We start from the raw sequence: 15,090 nt of genomic DNA on the forward strand, positions 1-15,090 counted from the left end.
ATGGAGCGTCCCGTCCGGGTCCTCGTCGTTGACGACGAGGAGGCGATCACCGATCTCGTCGCCATGGCGCTGCGCTACGAGGGCTTCGACGTGAGCGCCGCGCATTCGGGGCAGGCGGCGCTCACGCAGGTCTCGCGGGAGCCGCCCGACCTGCTCGTGCTGGACGTCATGCTGCCCGACATCGACGGCTTCGCCGTCTGCCAGCGGCTGCGCAACGCCGGGCGGGACGTGCCGACGCTGTTCCTGACCGCCCGCGACACCACCGAGGACAAGGTGCACGGGCTGATGCTCGGCGGCGACGACTACGTCACGAAGCCGTTCGTGGTCAGTGAACTGGTCGCCCGGGTCCGGGCGATCCTGCGCCGGGCCGGAATGGTCGACGGCGCGCCGGAGCCGCTGCGCTTCGCCGATCTCGAGCTGGACCCGGGGACCCGCGAGGTGCGCCGGGCCGGGCGCCTCGTCGAGCTGACCGTCACCGAGTACCGGCTGCTGCACTACCTGCTGGTCAACGCCCGCAAGGTGCTGACCCGGGCCCAACTCCTCGACCACGTCTGGGGGCACGACTTCGGCGGTGACGCCCGGGTCCTGGAGACCTACGTCAGCTATCTGCGCCGCAAGATCGACGACGCTCCGCCGGCGCTGATCCACACGGTGCGCGGGGTTGGCTACGTGCTGCGCCTGCCGCGGTGAGACATCCGGCCCCGCCCCGGCGCGTCCTGCACCGCGTCCTGCACCGGCGCGTCCTGCGGCGGCATCTCGTGTCCTCGCGGATGGTCTCTTTGCGGGCACGGTTGCTGTTGGCCCTGGTCGGCCTGCTGGCGCTCGGCCTGATGCTCGGCGCGTTCGGCACCCAGAACGCCGTCGAGTCGTACCTGCTCGGCCGGCTGGACCGGCAGGTGCGCGACGCCCACCCGGTGATGGAACAGACCTTGCTCGGCGGCGACACGGACCACATGCCGTACCACCACGACGCCGACGACCGGGCGCCACGGTTCGGCACCGCGTTCCTCGTCGGCACCTACGGGGCGCTGTACGACAGCGCCGGCCGGCGAGTGGCCGAGACCAGCCCCGGCCCGAACGGCCCCGCGGCACCGACCCGGCGCCCGGCCGTCACCCAGAGCATGCTCGCCGCCGCCCCGGTGCGGCCCGACCTGGCGACCGCCTCCCTGTGGACGGTCCCCGCCGAAGGCGGCGGGGACAGGTTCAGGTTGCTCGCCGAGCGCTTCGGCAACGGAGACGTGCTGGTCGTCGCGGTGCCCTTCGCCGAGATGGAGACCACTCTCGACAACGTCACCAGGATCGAGATCATCGTGAGCGCGGCGATGCTGGTGGTGCTCGCCGCGCTGGCCTACGTCATCATCCGCCTCGGGCTGCGCCCGCTGACCCGTATCGAACACACCGCGGGCATGATCGCGGACGGCGACCTGACTCAACGGGTCACCGACACGGACCGCGGTACCGAGGTGGGGCGTCTCGGGCTGGCCTTCAACACGATGCTCACCGAGATCGAGGCGTCTTTCCGCGCCCGCGAGGCCTCCGAGCGGCGCCTGCGACGCTTCGTCGGGGACGCCAGCCACGAACTGCGCACCCCGCTGACGTCGATCCGCGGCTACGCCGAGATGTTCCGCAGGGGAGCGGCAAGCCGACCCGAGGACCTGGCGATGGTCATGCGGCGCATCGAGGAGGAGTCGGCCCGGATGAGCGAGCTGGTCGACGACCTGCTGCTGCTCGCCCGCCTCGACCACCAGCCCGACCTCGAGCGTGAACCCGTCGACCTGGCGGCCATGCTCCGTGACATCGCCGCCGACGCCCGCGCCGTCAGCCCGGGACGGACGATCGAGGTCGACGCCCCGCCGATCCTCGAGGTGACGGGGGACGGGGGACGCCTGCGCCAGGCCGTCGGGAACCTCGTCCGCAACGCGCTCGTCCACACCCCGCCCGAGGCGACGGTCTCCCTCACCGTCCGCGACGCCGACACGGACGCGGACGGCGACTCCGACGGCGGTGCGGCGGCCGGTGCGGTGGCCGGTGCGGTGGATGACGACCGGGAGGTCGTCATCTCGGTGATCGACCATGGACCCGGAGTCCCCGCTGACGCCGTCGACCACGTCTTCGAGCGGTTCTACCGCGCCGACTCCGGCCGCTCCCGCGACGCCGGCGGGACGGGGCTGGGCCTGTCCATTGTCGAGGCCGTCGCCGCCGCGCACGGCGGACGGGCCGAGCACCGGCCGACACCGGGCGGCGGCGCCACGTTCCGGCTCGTCCTGCCCCGCCCCGATCCCTCTTCGTCATGAGCTGGATCGGCTCCGTTCACCGCGACCCGCCAGGCTGATCTCGGCGCGGTCGGCCGGGATCCGTCCGGCGGGCGGGACTTGCCGTGCTGGTGAGGTCTCTCGGAGCTCGTGGAGGACGTGTGGTCACCTCGGCGGTCGTCATCACGGGAGCGGCATCCGGGATCGGGCGGGCGTGCGCGGAGCTGTTCGCCGCGCGGGGGTTCGGCGTGGTCGCCGTGGACGTCGACGAGGTCGGCCTGGCGGCGCTGACCCGAGCACAGTCGCGCGCCCCGCGGCCCGCCGTGGCCCCGGCGGATCCCCGGACCGCGGCGGATGCCGGTGCCGTGACGGGGGCGGACTCCCGGCCGGCGGGCGGGCCGGAGCCGCGGATCGTCCCGATGGTCGGGGACGTCTCGGTCGAGGAGACCGGGGCCGCCATGGCGGAGCTGGCGCTCGCGAGCTTCGGGCGGCTGGACGTCGCGGTGCTCAACGCCGGGATCGGCACGACGCTGCCGTGGGAGGCCCCGGGCGCGATCGACCGGCTGGACCGGATCCTCGCCGTCAACGTGCGGGGCGTCGCGATCGGGATCCGTTCGGTGGTCCCCGCGCTCCGGGCGGGCGGTGGCGGCTCAATCGTCGTGACCGCCTCCAGCGGCGGGTTGCAGAGCGAACCGGGGAACTGGGCGTACAACGCGTCCAAGGCGGCTGTGATCAACATGGTGCGGGCCGCGGCGCTCGACCACGCCGCCCAGAACATCCGGATCAACGCCGTCGCCCCCGGCCTGACCGAGACGGCGCTGACCGCGCGCCACCGCACCGACCCGGCGTCCACCGCGGCGGTGAGCCGCCGCATTCCGATGGGGCGCTGGGGGCAGCCGGGCGAGCTGGCCTCGGCCGTCTGGTTCCTGGCCTCCGCCGAGTCGTCCTACATCACCGGAACGACGCTGGTCGCCGACGGGGGCCTGACCGCGCACCACGGGGTCGTGCCTCTGCCGGCTCCGGAGGTTGCGCTGCCGACTCCGGAAATCTGACCCGGAACGGACGAAATTACGACTCGTCCGCATCAGGGGCCTGTCAACAGGTCTGGGTGGTGCCCGGACGAACGCCGGGACCATTTCCAACTTGATGCTCGCGCAACTTCTTCCCGGTTCACGGGTCGAATTCCTGCGCCGAGGTGAGCACGTCACCCACTCTCCGTGTCACCGCTCTCGGCCATCGTGGCGGGGCGGTCACGGTGATGGGACGGTCCGTTAAAGAGGAACGCGCCTGCGCGCGTGATACGCCGTCTACGGAGAATCTTCAAGGTTTCGATGGGCCATGTGGTGCTCGCCACAGAGCCTTGGCAATTGTTGGTCCGTTGTGTGTAACGTCTGCGCCGTGCTTTCGTTCAGGAAAGCGCGCACCGGGCGACACGCCGAATCCTGCCCCGCCCGGTGAACAACAAACCTCAGGGCGGGAGCGGGGGAACCAACCTTCGGGCGTCGATCACAGACGTCCTCGGGGTGAAGTCGCGTAGCGCGACCGGGTAAATCCCAGCCCGAACCCGACAGCTAACTTCGCAGGCGTGGGGAGGGGCATCACTTTGTCCGTTATGGCTTCGCGTGCTCGTAAGACCAGTCGTTCCATCCGCCGCGGCCGTGCGCTGCTTGTCGCACCGCTCCTCGCCGCCACGATCGGCGGCGGAATCGCGATGTCACAGCCCGCCAGCGCCGCGGGTCGGCCGGACGCACACCGCTTCCTGAGCGCGGTTGTGCCCTGCGAGTCCGGCGGTAACCCCCGCGTGGTCAACGAGATCGGCGCGGGCGGCCTGTTCCAGTTCCTGCCGAGCACCTGGCGCGGCGTCGGTGGTCAGGGTCTCCCGCAGAACGCAAGCGCCGCCGAGCAGTGGAAGCGCGCGCACATCCTGTACGCGCAGCAGGGAACCAGCCCGTGGTACGCCTCGAAGAGCTGCTGGGGCCCCAAGCTCTGACCCAGCCCCCAGCCCCCAGGCTCTGACGCGGCCCGTCGAATGAATCTGACGCGGCCGTCGAATGGAGCAGACAGGTGACGGACCAGCCTGGCTGAGCCCTGGCTGAGCGTGACAGATGGTCCGTGGAACGCGATCGGTGGCCCGGGTGTCAGTGTCGACACCCGGGCCACCGGCGTTTCGGTACCACCGGCCGCGTCGCACGAGCGCGAGGAAGCACGAGCGCGAGCGCGAGGAAAAGAGACCTGCCGTACGCTGAACAGTCGTCCGCCCGCGCACCTGCGGCCGAGTTGGCGGCGGCCGGAGAGGTGGGTTGTCGATGGCCGAGCCGACCAGCCGCCGCAGGTTCGCCGTTCTCGCGATCTGCTGCATGAGTCTGCTGATCGTGGGGCTGGACGGCACCATCGTGAACGTGGCCCTGCCCGCACTGCGCCGGGATCTGGGTGCGTCGCCCGCGGGCCTGCAATGGACGATCGACAGCTACACCCTCGTCCTGGCCAGCCTGCTCATGCTCGGTGGTTCCACCGGCGACCGGCTCGGCCGCCGCCGGATCTTCCAGACCGGACTGGCCCTGTTCACCGCAGGCTCGCTGCTGTGCAGCCTCGCGCCCGGGCTCGGCTGGCTGGTGGCCTTCCGAATGGTGCAGGCCGTCGGCGGCTCGATGCTGAACCCGGTTGCGATGTCCATCATCACCAACACGTTCACCGACCCGCGGGAACGGGCCCGCGCCATCGGTCTCTGGGGCGCGGTGATCGGGATCAGCATGGCACTCGGCCCGGTGCTCGGCGGCATCCTCGTCGAGACGGTGAGCTGGCGGGCGATCTTCTGGATCAACATCCCGATCGGGCTCGCCGCGCTGGTGCTCACGCACCGCTTCGTCCCCGAGTCCCGCGCGCCGAGCCCACGCCGCCTGGACCCCGTCGGACAGCTCCTTGTGATCGCCGTCCTCTCGACCCTCACCTACTCGATCATCGAGGCGCCCGCGGCCGGCTGGACGTCCACCGAAACGCTCGTCCTGTTCGCGGCGGCGGTCGCCGCGGCGGCGCTGCTGGTCGGCTACGAGTCGCGGCGCACCGAGCCGTTGCTGGACGTCCGCTTCTTCCGCAGCGCGCCCTTCTCCGGCGCGACGGCGATCGCGGTGTGCGCGTTCGGCGCCCTCGCCGGCTTCCTCTTTCTCAACACGATCTATCTGCAGGACGTCCGTGGCTACTCGGCGCTGCACGCCGGCCTGCTGACCCTGCCGATGGCGCTGGCCACCCTGGTGGTCGCGCCCCTGTCCGGCCGGGCGGTGGGCCGCTTCGGCCCGCGTCCGTCGCTGCTCGCCGCGGGTGTCACCCTGACCGCCGGCAGCGCGGCGATGACGGGCCTGTCCCCACAGACCTCCGTCACCACCCTGATGGTCGCCTACGTCCTCTTCGGGACGGGCTTCGGCCTGGTGAACGCGCCGATCACCAACACTGCGGTCTCCGGGATGCCGCTCGCGCAGGCCGGGGTCGCGGCGGCGGTCGCCTCGACGAGCCGCCAGGTCGGCCAGTCGCTGGGCGTGGCCGTGATCGGCTCCGTCGCGGCAGCGACCGCGACGGTCGGGGCCGTCGGCGACGGCCCGGGAGTCGGGATCGACCCCACCAGCACGGCCGCCTGGTGGGCGGTGGTCGCGGCCTGCGCCGCCGTCCTCGCCCTGGGGTTCGCGACGACGGGCACCTGGGCCCGGCGCACCGCGGACCAGACCCGGTCCCGTCTCCTGACCACCCCCGCTCCCGGGCAGGCCGCCACCCCGCAGGAAGGGACCCAGCAGGTTGCCACCCCACCGGCCGCGACCCCACAGGCTGGGAACCAGCAGGCCGCCCACCCGGTGACCGCCGAACCGGAGCCCAGCCCCTGACCCACCACCCGCCCGGCCCTGCGCCCGCGCTCTGACGATCAGCCCGTGTTGCGGAGGCCGGCGGCTATTCCGTTGATGGTCAGCAGCAGGCCGCGGCGAAGCTGAGGGTCGGCGGTGTCACCGGCCGCCCTGGTGCGGGCCAGCAGGGAGACCTGCAACGCGTGCAGCGGGGCCAGGTAGGCGTCCCGGACCAGCAGCGTGTGGCGCAGCACCGGCGCGGTCTCGAGCAGGCCGGCCTGCCCGGTGACGGCCAGCACCTCCCGCACCGTCCGCGCGTGCTCGTCCCGGATGACGTCGAACAGCGCGGCCGTGGCCGGGTCGACCAGCGCCGAGACGTAGCGCTGGGCGATCGCGAGGTCCGACTTCGCCAGGGTCATCTGGACGTTGCCGAGGAACGTCCGGAAGAAATGCCACGAGCGGTACATCTCGGCCAGCTCCCCGCCCGCGCCGGCCTCGCGCGCCGCCGCCAGCCCGGAGCCGACCCCGAACCAGCCGGGCAGGATGATCCGGGCCTGCGTCCAGCCGAACACCCAGGGGATGGCCCGCAGGTCCGCCAGCCCTCCGGAGCCGCCGGGCCGCCGCGAGGGGCGGGAGCCGATGTTGAGGTTGCCGAGCTCCTCCACCGGCGTCGCCGCCAGGAAGAACGGAACCAGGGCCGGGTCGGCGACGAGGGAGCGGTAGGCGTCCTTCGCCGCGTCCGCGACCGCCGTCATGGTCCCGTTCCAGCCGGCGAGCGCCTGTTCGGTGAACCGGGAGGTGCGGTGCAGGACGGACGCCTCCACCACCGCCGACAGGGTGATCTCCAGGTTCTGCCGGGCCAGCTGCGGCAGGGTGTACTTGTCCGAGATCACCTCGCCCTGTTCGGTGACCTTGATCGGCCCGTCCAGGGTGCCGAACGGCTGGGCGAGGATCGCCTCGCCGGAGGGGCCGCCGCCGCGGCCGACCGATCCGCCGCGGCCGTGGAAGAGCCGCAGCACGACCCCGTGGGCGCGGGCGGTGTCCCGCAGCTCACGCTGCGCCTTGTGGATCTCCCACTGGGACGCGGTGATGCCGGCGTCCTTGGACGAGTCCGAGTAGCCGAGCATGACCTCCTGGACGTCACCGCGTGCCGCGACCAGCGCCCGGTAGGACGGGTCGGCGAGCAGCCGGTCGAGCAGCGTCCCCGCGGCGCGCAGCTCGGCGACGGTCTCGAACAGCGGCACGAACCCGATCCGCGCCCACGCGACCGCCGGCACCGCGGGCCCGTGACGTTCCGTGCCGCTGGACGTCCCCGGTGGCCGGCCGAGGCCGACCAGGCCGGCCTCGCGGGCGAGCACGGCGACGGCCAGGATGTCGTCGGCGTCGCGGGTCATCGAGACGATGTAGCTCTCGATGACGCCGTCGCCGTACTGGTCCAGCGCGTGGCGCACCGTGGTGAGCAGTTCGAGGGTGCGCGCCACCCGCTCGGGCAGCCGCGGCGGGACGGCACCGAGCAGCGGCCGGCGCCCCGCCAGCTCGGCCGACAGCAGTGCGAGCCGGGCCGGCCGGTCCAGGTCGCGGTAGGGGACGTCCAGCTCGGCAAGCTGGTCGTAGATCGCGCCGAGGGCGGCGTGGTGGGCGTCGGCGTGCTCGCGGATGTCGAGGGTGGCCAGGGAGAGGCCGACGGCGCTCGCCGTCCGGATCGCGCGCCGCAGCGGCCCGTTCGCGACGAGCTCGCCGTGGCTCGCGGCGAGAGAGACCCGCATGAGCTCCAGCTCGTCCACCAGGTCGGTGGGCCGCAGGTAGTCCTTGCCCGGGACGTGCGGTGCGCCGGCGGCCAGCCGGGCGCGGGTGCCGGCCAGCCGCGCCAGGATGTAGCTGCACTTGAGCCGGTACGGCTCCTCGGCGTTGAGCCGGATGAAGCGGTCGTACACCTCGGGCAGCGCGGCGCGGTCCGCGGCCAGCGCGGCGAGCAGGCCGCCGCTGACCTCCCCGACCACCCGGGTGGACGCCGTCAGTTCACGGACCAGCCGGTCGACGAGGGCGGTGAGCGCCCGGATGCCGAACTCGTACTGGAGGTTGAGGACCTCCAGCGTGACCTCCGGCGTGACGTTCGGATTCCCGTCCCGGTCGCCGCCGGCCCAGGAGCCGAAGGCCAGCGGACGGGCGGCCACCGGCAGCTCGACCCCGATCCGGGCGAACGCGGTGTCGAGCTCCTCCAGCAGATCGGGCAGGACCTCGGTGGCGATCGAGGTGAGGTAGTACGCGGCCGAGCGTGCCTCGTCCGCCGGCTTCGGCCGCTCCACCCGCAGCTCGTCGGTCTGCCAGAGGACGTCCACCAGCTCGGCGAGACGACGGGCCAGCCGCTCGTCGTCGGCGCCGGGGCGGCGCGGGTCGTCGGTGGCGTCGAGCAGGTCGGCGATGCCGCGCAGCGTCTCCAGGACGGAACGGCGGCTGGCCTCGGTGGGGTGCGCGGTGAAGACCGGGCGCAGCTGCAGGCGCCGCATGACCTCGGCCGGAAGGTCCGGGTCGACGGCCCCCTCGTCCACCGCTTCGGCGATGCGGTCGGCGAGGTCGCGCAGCCGGCTGCGCGGGCGGTCGGAGATCTCCCGCGCCCGGTGCAGCTGCTCGGTGATGTTCGCGAGCTGGAAGTAGGCGGTGAACGCGCGGGCGAGCAGGATCGCCTGCCGCGCGTCGACGCCGTCGAGGACGGCGGCGAGCTCGGTGCCGCCGTCCTCGCCGCGGGCGAGCATGCGGACCCGTTCGACCAGCGCGAGCAGTTCCGGGCCCTCGTGGCGGGTGAGGGCCTCGCCGAGCAGCGCGCCGAGGCGGCGCACGCCGGCGCGGACGGCCGCGTGGCGCGCGTCGGAGGACACGCCGCCGGAGAAGCCGCCCGGGTCCTGGGCCTGCTGGTCCGGACGCCCGTCCGCCGGGTTGCCGGTGCTCGCCGGGTTGTTGCTGCTCTCCGGGCTCTCGGTGCTCGCCGTCCCGGGGATGCCAGGTGTGGTGGTCACGCCGCCGTCTCCGATGGGTTGATGTCGCGGAAGAGCTCTCCGCGACAGCGATCAGGTGAGGACGTGTCTGCGGGGCAGGTGCGGGTGCGGGCTCTGCAGGTGCGGGTGCGGGCTCGCTGTCCGGATCCGGCGACGGCGGTGTCGCCGCGCCGGCGAGCGGGCTGTTGCCCTGCCGACGCACATGTCCAGTCTGCCGACTGTGTGCGCTTCTGTGGTACCCGGGTTGCCGGAAAGCTCAGGTGAACGGAAAGCTCAGGTTCAGGTGAGGAGCAGGATCACCGGGGTGAGGAACACCACGGCGGCGGTGAGGTAGGCGGTCCCGGGCAGCCAGATCGGGACGGCCGGCGGGTCGAGCAGCCGGGCGATCCGGGCGACGACCGGCGTCCGCACGCCCGCGTTGCGCGCCGGGTCGGTGCGGTCCGTGGCCACCGCGGCGGCGACGGCCGCCAGCCGACCCACGCCGGCGACTCCGAGCACGGCGGGTGACTCCGGCGGGCTCACCGGCCCGAGGTCCGCCGGCCCGAGGTCCGCCGGTCCGGAGTCGGCCGGTCCGGAGTCCGCCGGTCCGACCGGGCCCGTCGCGCTCAGCGTCCCGGCGGGCACCGGTGCGCGGGTGACGCCGAGGCGGGCGAGTGCCCGGGCCAGGGTCCGCCCGCAGGTGCGCCGGGCGGCGGCGTCGTCCGCGAGCATCTCGACCAGCAGCGAGACGGCGGCCGTCGCCTCACGGGCCGGGCGCAGGAAGGGGAAGGTGCGCTCCCAGGCGACGAACGGTTGGATGACCAGGTCGTGCCGGCCGCTGACGTGTGCTTCTTCGTGCGCGAGGACGGCGTCCAGTTCCTCGGGGGTCAGCGTCCGCAGCAGGCCGGCGGAGACGACGACCCGTGCATGGCGCACTCCGGGGACGCAGTAGGCGACGGCGACGGGATGGTCCAGGATCCGCAGCCGGGTGCCGGCCCTGTCCCGGTGCTCGCACAGGCGGCACCCGGTGCCGTGCTCCCCGTGCTCACCGGAGCTGCCGGGGTCGCCGGGGCCACCGGGGTCGTGCCCGCGGTGCCGGTGCCGGTGGCCGGCGAGGTCGACGAGGTGCCGGTGCCGGTGGCGCTCGCGCAGAGTCGCCGCCGTCGACATGGCCAGCACGCCGAACAGGCGTGCCGCCAGCGCCGCCGCGATGGCCAGCCCGACGAGGTTCGTCCGCCCGAGCCCGACCAGCGGCTCACCGGCGAGAAGGTTGGAGGCGTGGTCGGCGAGTGCCGACGGGATGCCCTGCGACAGCGGGGCCACAGTGAAGGCCGCGGCGGCCAGCAGGGCCGACACCCCACCCGCGAGGCCTATCGCCTGCCACAGCACGATCGCCGCCCGCGGGCAGCGGTGCGGCCACCGCGCGGCGGCCAGCAGGCGCGGAACCGGCCAGGCCAGCGCGCCCGCGAACAGGGCGAGAAGGGCCGCGGTCGTCATGTCCCGGCAGACGCTACCGCTCGTCCACCGGGAGGTGCACCGGTCGCGGCTCGGCCGTGACTGACGATTCTTCGGACATGCTGGCCACGGTGGCCGCCGCGGTGCTGTCCGTGACGTCGGCGACGTCCGCCGGCCCCCCGACGGTGGTCGTGGCCGGACCGCCCGCCTCGCCGGGAGCGCCCGGCCCACGGCCCGCGCCCTCGGTGCCGACGCCCTCGGCGCTGATGCCCTCGGAGCCGCTGCCTGCGCCGCTGTCACTCACGGCGCCGCCCGGCCCGGACGCGGTGGCGGTCCCGTCGGTCGCCGCGTCGCCGGCCGGCTCGAGCGCGCGGCGCAGGATCTCGGCCTCCTCCGCGGAGACCGAGCCGACGAAGCGGACGAGTGCGGAACCCCGGTCGTCGGCGGTGCCCAGGGCCTCCAGCATCGCCTCGGCGACGACGGTCTCGCGGCTGTCGGTCGCCGCGTAGCGGTGGGCACGGGCGGCCCGCTGGCGCCGGACGAAGCCCTTGCGCTCCAGCCGCTCCAGCACCGTCAGCACGGTGGTGTAGGCGAGGTCGCGCTCGTGGTGCAGGCGGGCCGCCACGTCGCGTGCTGTCAGCCAGTCGTCGGCCGACCACAGGACGTCCATGACAGACCGTTCCAGGTCACCCAGGCGTGCCATGGGACCGATCCTACGCCGCGTAGAAGTTCTTGCCCGGAACTTCGTCGAGCCCGGTCGATCTCACAACGAAAAAATCTTCTACCGAACGTAGAATCTTCTACGTAATGTAGAAGAATGCGACGGGCGTGCTGCCGCCCACGGTGGAGGAGGTCCAGATGGTCCATGCCGCCGAAGTTCTCTCCCACGTCGCGGCTCTCGCCCAGGCCGCGGACCCGCCCCAGGCGAGCTCCGTGTCCACCAACCTGGCCCGGGCACAGACCGCGTTCTCGCTGGCGTTCCACATCTGCTTCGCGGTGTTCGGCGTCGGCATGCCATGGCTCCTGCTGTTCGTCGAGGGGCGCTGGGTCCGCACCCGCGACCCCGTCTGGCTCGCGCTGACCCGCAAGTGGTCCAGGGCCTTCGCGGTCATGTTCGCCGTCGGCGCCGTCTCCGGGACGGCGCTGTCCTTCGAGTTCGGCCTGCTGTGGCCGGCCTTCATGGCCCGGTACGGCGGGGTGCTGGGACTGTCGTTCACGCTGGAGGGCTTCGCGTTCTTCGCCGAGGCGATCTTCATCGGCATGTACCTGTACGGCTGGAAGCGCCTGTCGGCCCGGGCGCACTGGCTCACGCTGTGGCCGATCGCCATCGCCGGCACGTTCTCGACTCTCTTCATCATCACGGCGAACGCCTGGATGAACACCCCCGGCCACGTCACAGAGGTCGACGGCAAGGTCGTATCGGCAGAGCCGTTCGCCCCGTTCCTGGCCGCCACCGCGCCGCATCAGCTCATCCACATGCTGCTGGCCGCGCTGATGTGCACCGGCGGCATCGTCGCCGGCGTGTACGCCGTCGGCATGCTGCGCGGCCGGCGCGACGCGTATCACCAGCGGGGACTGCGCGTCGGTCTGGCCGTCCTGCTCGTCTGTGCCCCCCTGCAGCTGATCGTCGGTGACTGGGCCGCCCGGGTGGTCGGCAACGAGCAGCCGATCAAGCTCGCCGCGATGGAGGGGCTCGGGCACACCCGCACGCACGCCCCGCTGACCATCGGCGGGATCTACGACGAGCAGACCGGCGAGGTCCGGCACGGCATCGAGGTCCCCGACCTGCTGTCGCTCATGCAGGGGCTCAGCGCCGATCACGAGATCACCGGCCTGACCGCCGTCCCGCCCGAGGAGCGGCCGAACGCCGTGCTGGTGCACTCGGCCTTCAACGTGATGGTCGGCCTCGGGATGGCCCTGATCGCGTTGTCGCTGGTCACCGGGGTCGTCGTCCTGCGCCGGCGGCGGCGCGGCGAGCGCCCGCTGCTGCCCACCGGAAGACCGTGGCTCTGGGCGGCCGCGGCCTCGGGACCGGCGTCCATGCTGGCGATGCTCGCCGGCTGGGAGGTCACCGAGGGCGGCCGCCAGCCCTGGATCGTCTACGGCCGGATGCGGGTGGACGAGGCCGTGACCAGCAGTTCGGGCATGCCGGCGATCTTCACCGGCACGATCCTGCTCTACCTCGGCCTCGCGACGGCGCTCATCCTCATCCTGCGCCGGATGGCGACGGGTGGCCCTGAGCTGGCCGCCACCGTGGGGGAGACCTCCACGACTCCGGACATCCCGGACGCGCGTCCCGCTCCCGCCTCTCCCGACACTCCCGCGAGGGTCCGCGGTGACGGCGACGGTGGCGACGGGCCCGGGACGTCCGCGCCCACCACGCCGCGAACCGATCCGTCCAGCAGCGAAGGGGACGCCCGATGACCGCCGCCGACCTGCTCGCCGTCGTGATGGTGATCGGGCTGACCGCCTACGCCCTCACCGGGGGCGCCGACTTCGGCGGCGGGGTCTGGGACCTGCTCGCCCGCGGCCGGGACGCGGCCGACCAGCGCCGGCTCGTCTCCGCCGCGCTCGGCCCGGTCTGGGAGGCCAACCACGTCTGGCTGATCTTCGTGATCGTCATGATGTTCAGCGGCTTCCCGGCCGCGTTCGGCATCGTCGGGTCGACGCTGGAGATACCGCTCATCTGCGCGCTGGCCGGGATCGTCCTGCGCGGGGCCGCGTACGTGTACCGCGCCTACGGCGCCGGCGCGGCCGGGCCGGACCACTGGTGGGGCCACGTGTTCGCGATCTCGTCCGCGATCACCCCGGTCGCGCTCGGGGTGTGCGGCGCCGCGCTGGCCACCGGTGATGTCACCGAGGGCGACGCGCTCGCCCCGGTGACCAGCGCCTTCGGGATCGTCTGCGGCGTCTTCACCCTCGCCGTGACGGCCTTCCTGGCCGCGGTGTACCTGTGCCGGGACGCGGCGTCGAGCCCGGAGACCGAGCACCTGGTGCCCGGGTTCCGCCGCCGCGCGCTCGGCGGGGCCGTCGTCTCGGGGCTGCTCGCCGCGGCGCTGCTGCCGCTGCTGTGGTCGGAGGCACCTGTCGTGGCGGAGCGGTTCGCCGAGCGGTCCGTGCCCTTTGTCGTGATCTCGGCCCTCGGTGGGATCGCGTCGCTGGTCGCGCTGTGGCAGCACCGCTTCACCGCGGCCCGCATCACGGCGGGGGCAGCGGTGGCCGGCGTGCTCTGGGGGTGGGCGGCCGCCCAGTACCCGGATCTGGTCGTCGGCCGCGCGACGGTCGACTCCGCCGCCGCGCCCGAGGCCAACATCGTGGCGATGCTGATCGCGGTCGCCTGCGGGCTGGTGGTCCTCATCCCATCGCTGTGGATGCTGTTCCGCCTGTTCGCGAACCCCGAAGTCAAGTCCTGACCGGCGCGGCCGGCCGGCGCGCGGAGGTGTGCGCCGGCCGGCCGGCACCAGGCGTCCCGCCGCCCGCGACTACCGTCGACGGGTGACGAGGGCCAGCATCGGCAGCGGCCGGGCCAGCGATTCCGACGGGCCAGCGGGCCCCACCACCGGCACCACCACCGGCACCGCCGGCGGCGAGCCGCTGGGTCGGCGGTCGCTGCGCACCGAGGTCCTGCTCGTCCTCGGGGTGTCCTTCGGTGCCTCCGGCCTGTTCGCGCTCATCCGCTACCTCGGGGTGCTGACCGCGCAGCAGCCGGTCCGCTCGCAGGTCGCGCGGCTCAACTCGTCCGCAGCGCCGGGGCGCCCCTGGCTCGATCTCGCGCTGCAGGCCGCCTCGCTCACGACCGCGCTGGTACCGGTGTTTCTCGTCGTCCACCTGCTGGGCCGCCACGGCGGCGGGCCCGCGGTGATCGGCCTGGACCGGCGCCGTCCCCGCTCGGACGCCCTCCGTGGCGCGGCGCTGGCGGCGGCGGTCGGGGGCACCGGTCTCGCCTTCTACCTGGTCGCCTGGCACAGCGGCGCCAATCTGACTGTCGCGCCGTCCAACCTGCCGGACGTCTGGTGGCGGATCCCGGTCCTCGTCGCCTCGGCGGCCCAGAACGGTCTGGCCGAGGAGGTGGTGGTCGCCGGGTACCTGCTGGTGCGTCTGCGTGAGCTCGGGTGGGGCGACAACCGCGCGCTCGCCGCCAGCGCGTTGCTGCGCGGCTCCTACCACCTCTACCAGGGGCTGGGGGGATTCGCCGGCAATGTCGCGATGGGGCTGCTGTTCGGCCGGATCTTCCAGCGGACCGGCCGGGTGCTACCGCTCGTCGTAGCACACACACTCATCGACACGGTCGCGTTCGTGGGGTATGTGACGCTGGCCGGAAGGGTGTCGTGGATACCCGTTCCGCGCTAACGTTCCGCGCTAAGGTTAACAAAAGGCAAACAACGATCGTCCTTTTGGGTGCGAGCTGGGCACGCACCGTAACGGCCCCCGGTACCCCGGGCCGCTTGGTCGACGCCCGAACGGCGGACCAACACCATGCCACGCCACGGGCCGGGGCGGTCGGGTAGCGCCGACCGGTCGCGAGGGCCAGCGGCCGCGGGTGGCGGTACGGATCCGCCGGGGTCGCGGGCGCTTGCGGGCACT

At 73.2% G+C, this 15,090-nt stretch carries 11 protein-coding genes and 1 riboswitch; of the genes, 8 read left to right on the top strand and 3 right to left on the bottom strand.

Going from position 1 to position 15,090, the window contains the following annotated elements; all coding sequences use genetic code 11:
- From E0504_RS13315 to E0504_RS13335, 5 genes are all read left to right on the top strand, one after another.
- Positions 1-690: a response regulator transcription factor gene (locus tag E0504_RS13315; protein WP_112106427.1), complete on the top strand. Its 690-nt coding sequence runs from the start codon at positions 1-3 to the stop codon at positions 688-690.
- An 80-nt stretch (positions 691-770) separates the two neighbouring features.
- On the top strand, positions 771-2,294 hold the full coding sequence (locus tag E0504_RS13320; RefSeq protein WP_131624725.1) for a cell wall metabolism sensor histidine kinase WalK: 1,524 nt from the start codon (positions 771-773) through the stop codon (positions 2,292-2,294).
- Between the two features lie 119 nt (positions 2,295-2,413).
- Complete coding sequence (locus tag E0504_RS13325; protein ID WP_071059714.1) at positions 2,414-3,304, top strand: SDR family NAD(P)-dependent oxidoreductase; 891 nt, start codon at positions 2,414-2,416, stop codon at positions 3,302-3,304.
- Between the two features lie 371 nt (positions 3,305-3,675).
- Positions 3,676-3,852: riboswitch (cyclic di-AMP (ydaO/yuaA leader) on the top strand.
- Positions 3,853-3,864: 12 nt separating this feature from the next.
- Positions 3,865-4,242 carry a transglycosylase family protein gene (locus E0504_RS13330; RefSeq protein WP_112106426.1) on the top strand — a complete coding sequence of 126 codons (378 nt, stop codon included), beginning with the start codon at positions 3,865-3,867 and terminating at the stop codon, positions 4,240-4,242.
- 316 nt (positions 4,243-4,558) lie between these two features.
- Positions 4,559-6,121 (top strand): MFS transporter, encoded by a 1,563-nt coding sequence (locus tag E0504_RS13335; protein WP_112106425.1) that lies wholly within the window; start codon positions 4,559-4,561, stop codon positions 6,119-6,121.
- A gap of 38 nt (positions 6,122-6,159) precedes the next feature.
- On the opposite strand, the gene ppc is transcribed toward E0504_RS13335, so the two are convergent.
- The 3 genes from ppc to E0504_RS13350 form a co-directional block, all read right to left on the bottom strand.
- Positions 6,160-9,093, bottom strand: a complete 2,934-nt coding sequence (gene ppc / locus E0504_RS13340) for a phosphoenolpyruvate carboxylase (protein WP_112106424.1) — start codon at positions 9,091-9,093, stop codon at positions 6,160-6,162.
- 258 nt (positions 9,094-9,351) lie between these two features.
- On the bottom strand, positions 9,352-10,548 hold the full coding sequence (locus E0504_RS13345) for a M56 family metallopeptidase (protein ID WP_131624675.1): 1,197 nt from the start codon (positions 10,546-10,548) through the stop codon (positions 9,352-9,354).
- 13 nt (positions 10,549-10,561) lie between these two features.
- The gene (locus E0504_RS13350) at positions 10,562-11,209 is read right to left on the bottom strand and encodes a BlaI/MecI/CopY family transcriptional regulator (RefSeq protein ID WP_112106422.1); all 648 of its coding nucleotides are present in this window, start codon (positions 11,207-11,209) and stop codon (positions 10,562-10,564) included.
- Positions 11,210-11,364: 155 nt separating this feature from the next.
- Here E0504_RS13350 and E0504_RS13355 point away from each other — a divergent pair, with 155 nt between their 5' ends.
- The 3 genes from E0504_RS13355 (at position 11,365) to E0504_RS13365 (ending at position 14,856) form a co-directional block, all read left to right on the top strand.
- Complete coding sequence (locus tag E0504_RS13355; RefSeq protein WP_071059810.1) at positions 11,365-12,930, top strand: cytochrome ubiquinol oxidase subunit I; 1,566 nt, start codon at positions 11,365-11,367, stop codon at positions 12,928-12,930.
- Positions 12,927-13,919: a cytochrome d ubiquinol oxidase subunit II gene (locus tag E0504_RS13360; RefSeq protein ID WP_071059709.1), complete on the top strand. Its 993-nt coding sequence runs from the start codon at positions 12,927-12,929 to the stop codon at positions 13,917-13,919. Before E0504_RS13355 ends, E0504_RS13360 begins: the two co-directional genes overlap by 4 nt.
- Before the next feature lie 82 nt (positions 13,920-14,001).
- A complete protein-coding gene (locus E0504_RS13365; protein WP_112106421.1) occupies positions 14,002-14,856 on the top strand; it encodes a CPBP family intramembrane glutamic endopeptidase in 855 nt (284 codons plus the stop codon).
- Positions 14,857-15,090: the final 234 nt, after the last annotated feature.

It is taken from the genome of Parafrankia sp. BMG5.11, assembly GCF_004337455.1.

Coding starts and splice junctions, on each gene's coding strand:
- E0504_RS13315 (WP_112106427.1), top strand. CDS start 1: ATGGAGCGTCCCGTCCGGGTCCTCGTCGTTGACGACGAGGAGGCGATC.
- E0504_RS13320 (WP_131624725.1), top strand. CDS start 771: ATGGTCTCTTTGCGGGCACGGTTGCTGTTGGCCCTGGTCGGCCTGCTG.
- E0504_RS13330 (WP_112106426.1), top strand. CDS start 3,865: ATGGCTTCGCGTGCTCGTAAGACCAGTCGTTCCATCCGCCGCGGCCGT.
- E0504_RS13335 (WP_112106425.1), top strand. CDS start 4,559: ATGGCCGAGCCGACCAGCCGCCGCAGGTTCGCCGTTCTCGCGATCTGC.
- E0504_RS13345 (WP_131624675.1), bottom strand. CDS start 10,548: ATGACGACCGCGGCCCTTCTCGCCCTGTTCGCGGGCGCGCTGGCCTGG.
- E0504_RS13350 (WP_112106422.1), bottom strand. CDS start 11,209: ATGGCACGCCTGGGTGACCTGGAACGGTCTGTCATGGACGTCCTGTGG.
- E0504_RS13355 (WP_071059810.1), top strand. CDS start 11,365: ATGGTCCATGCCGCCGAAGTTCTCTCCCACGTCGCGGCTCTCGCCCAG.
- E0504_RS13360 (WP_071059709.1), top strand. CDS start 12,927: ATGACCGCCGCCGACCTGCTCGCCGTCGTGATGGTGATCGGGCTGACC.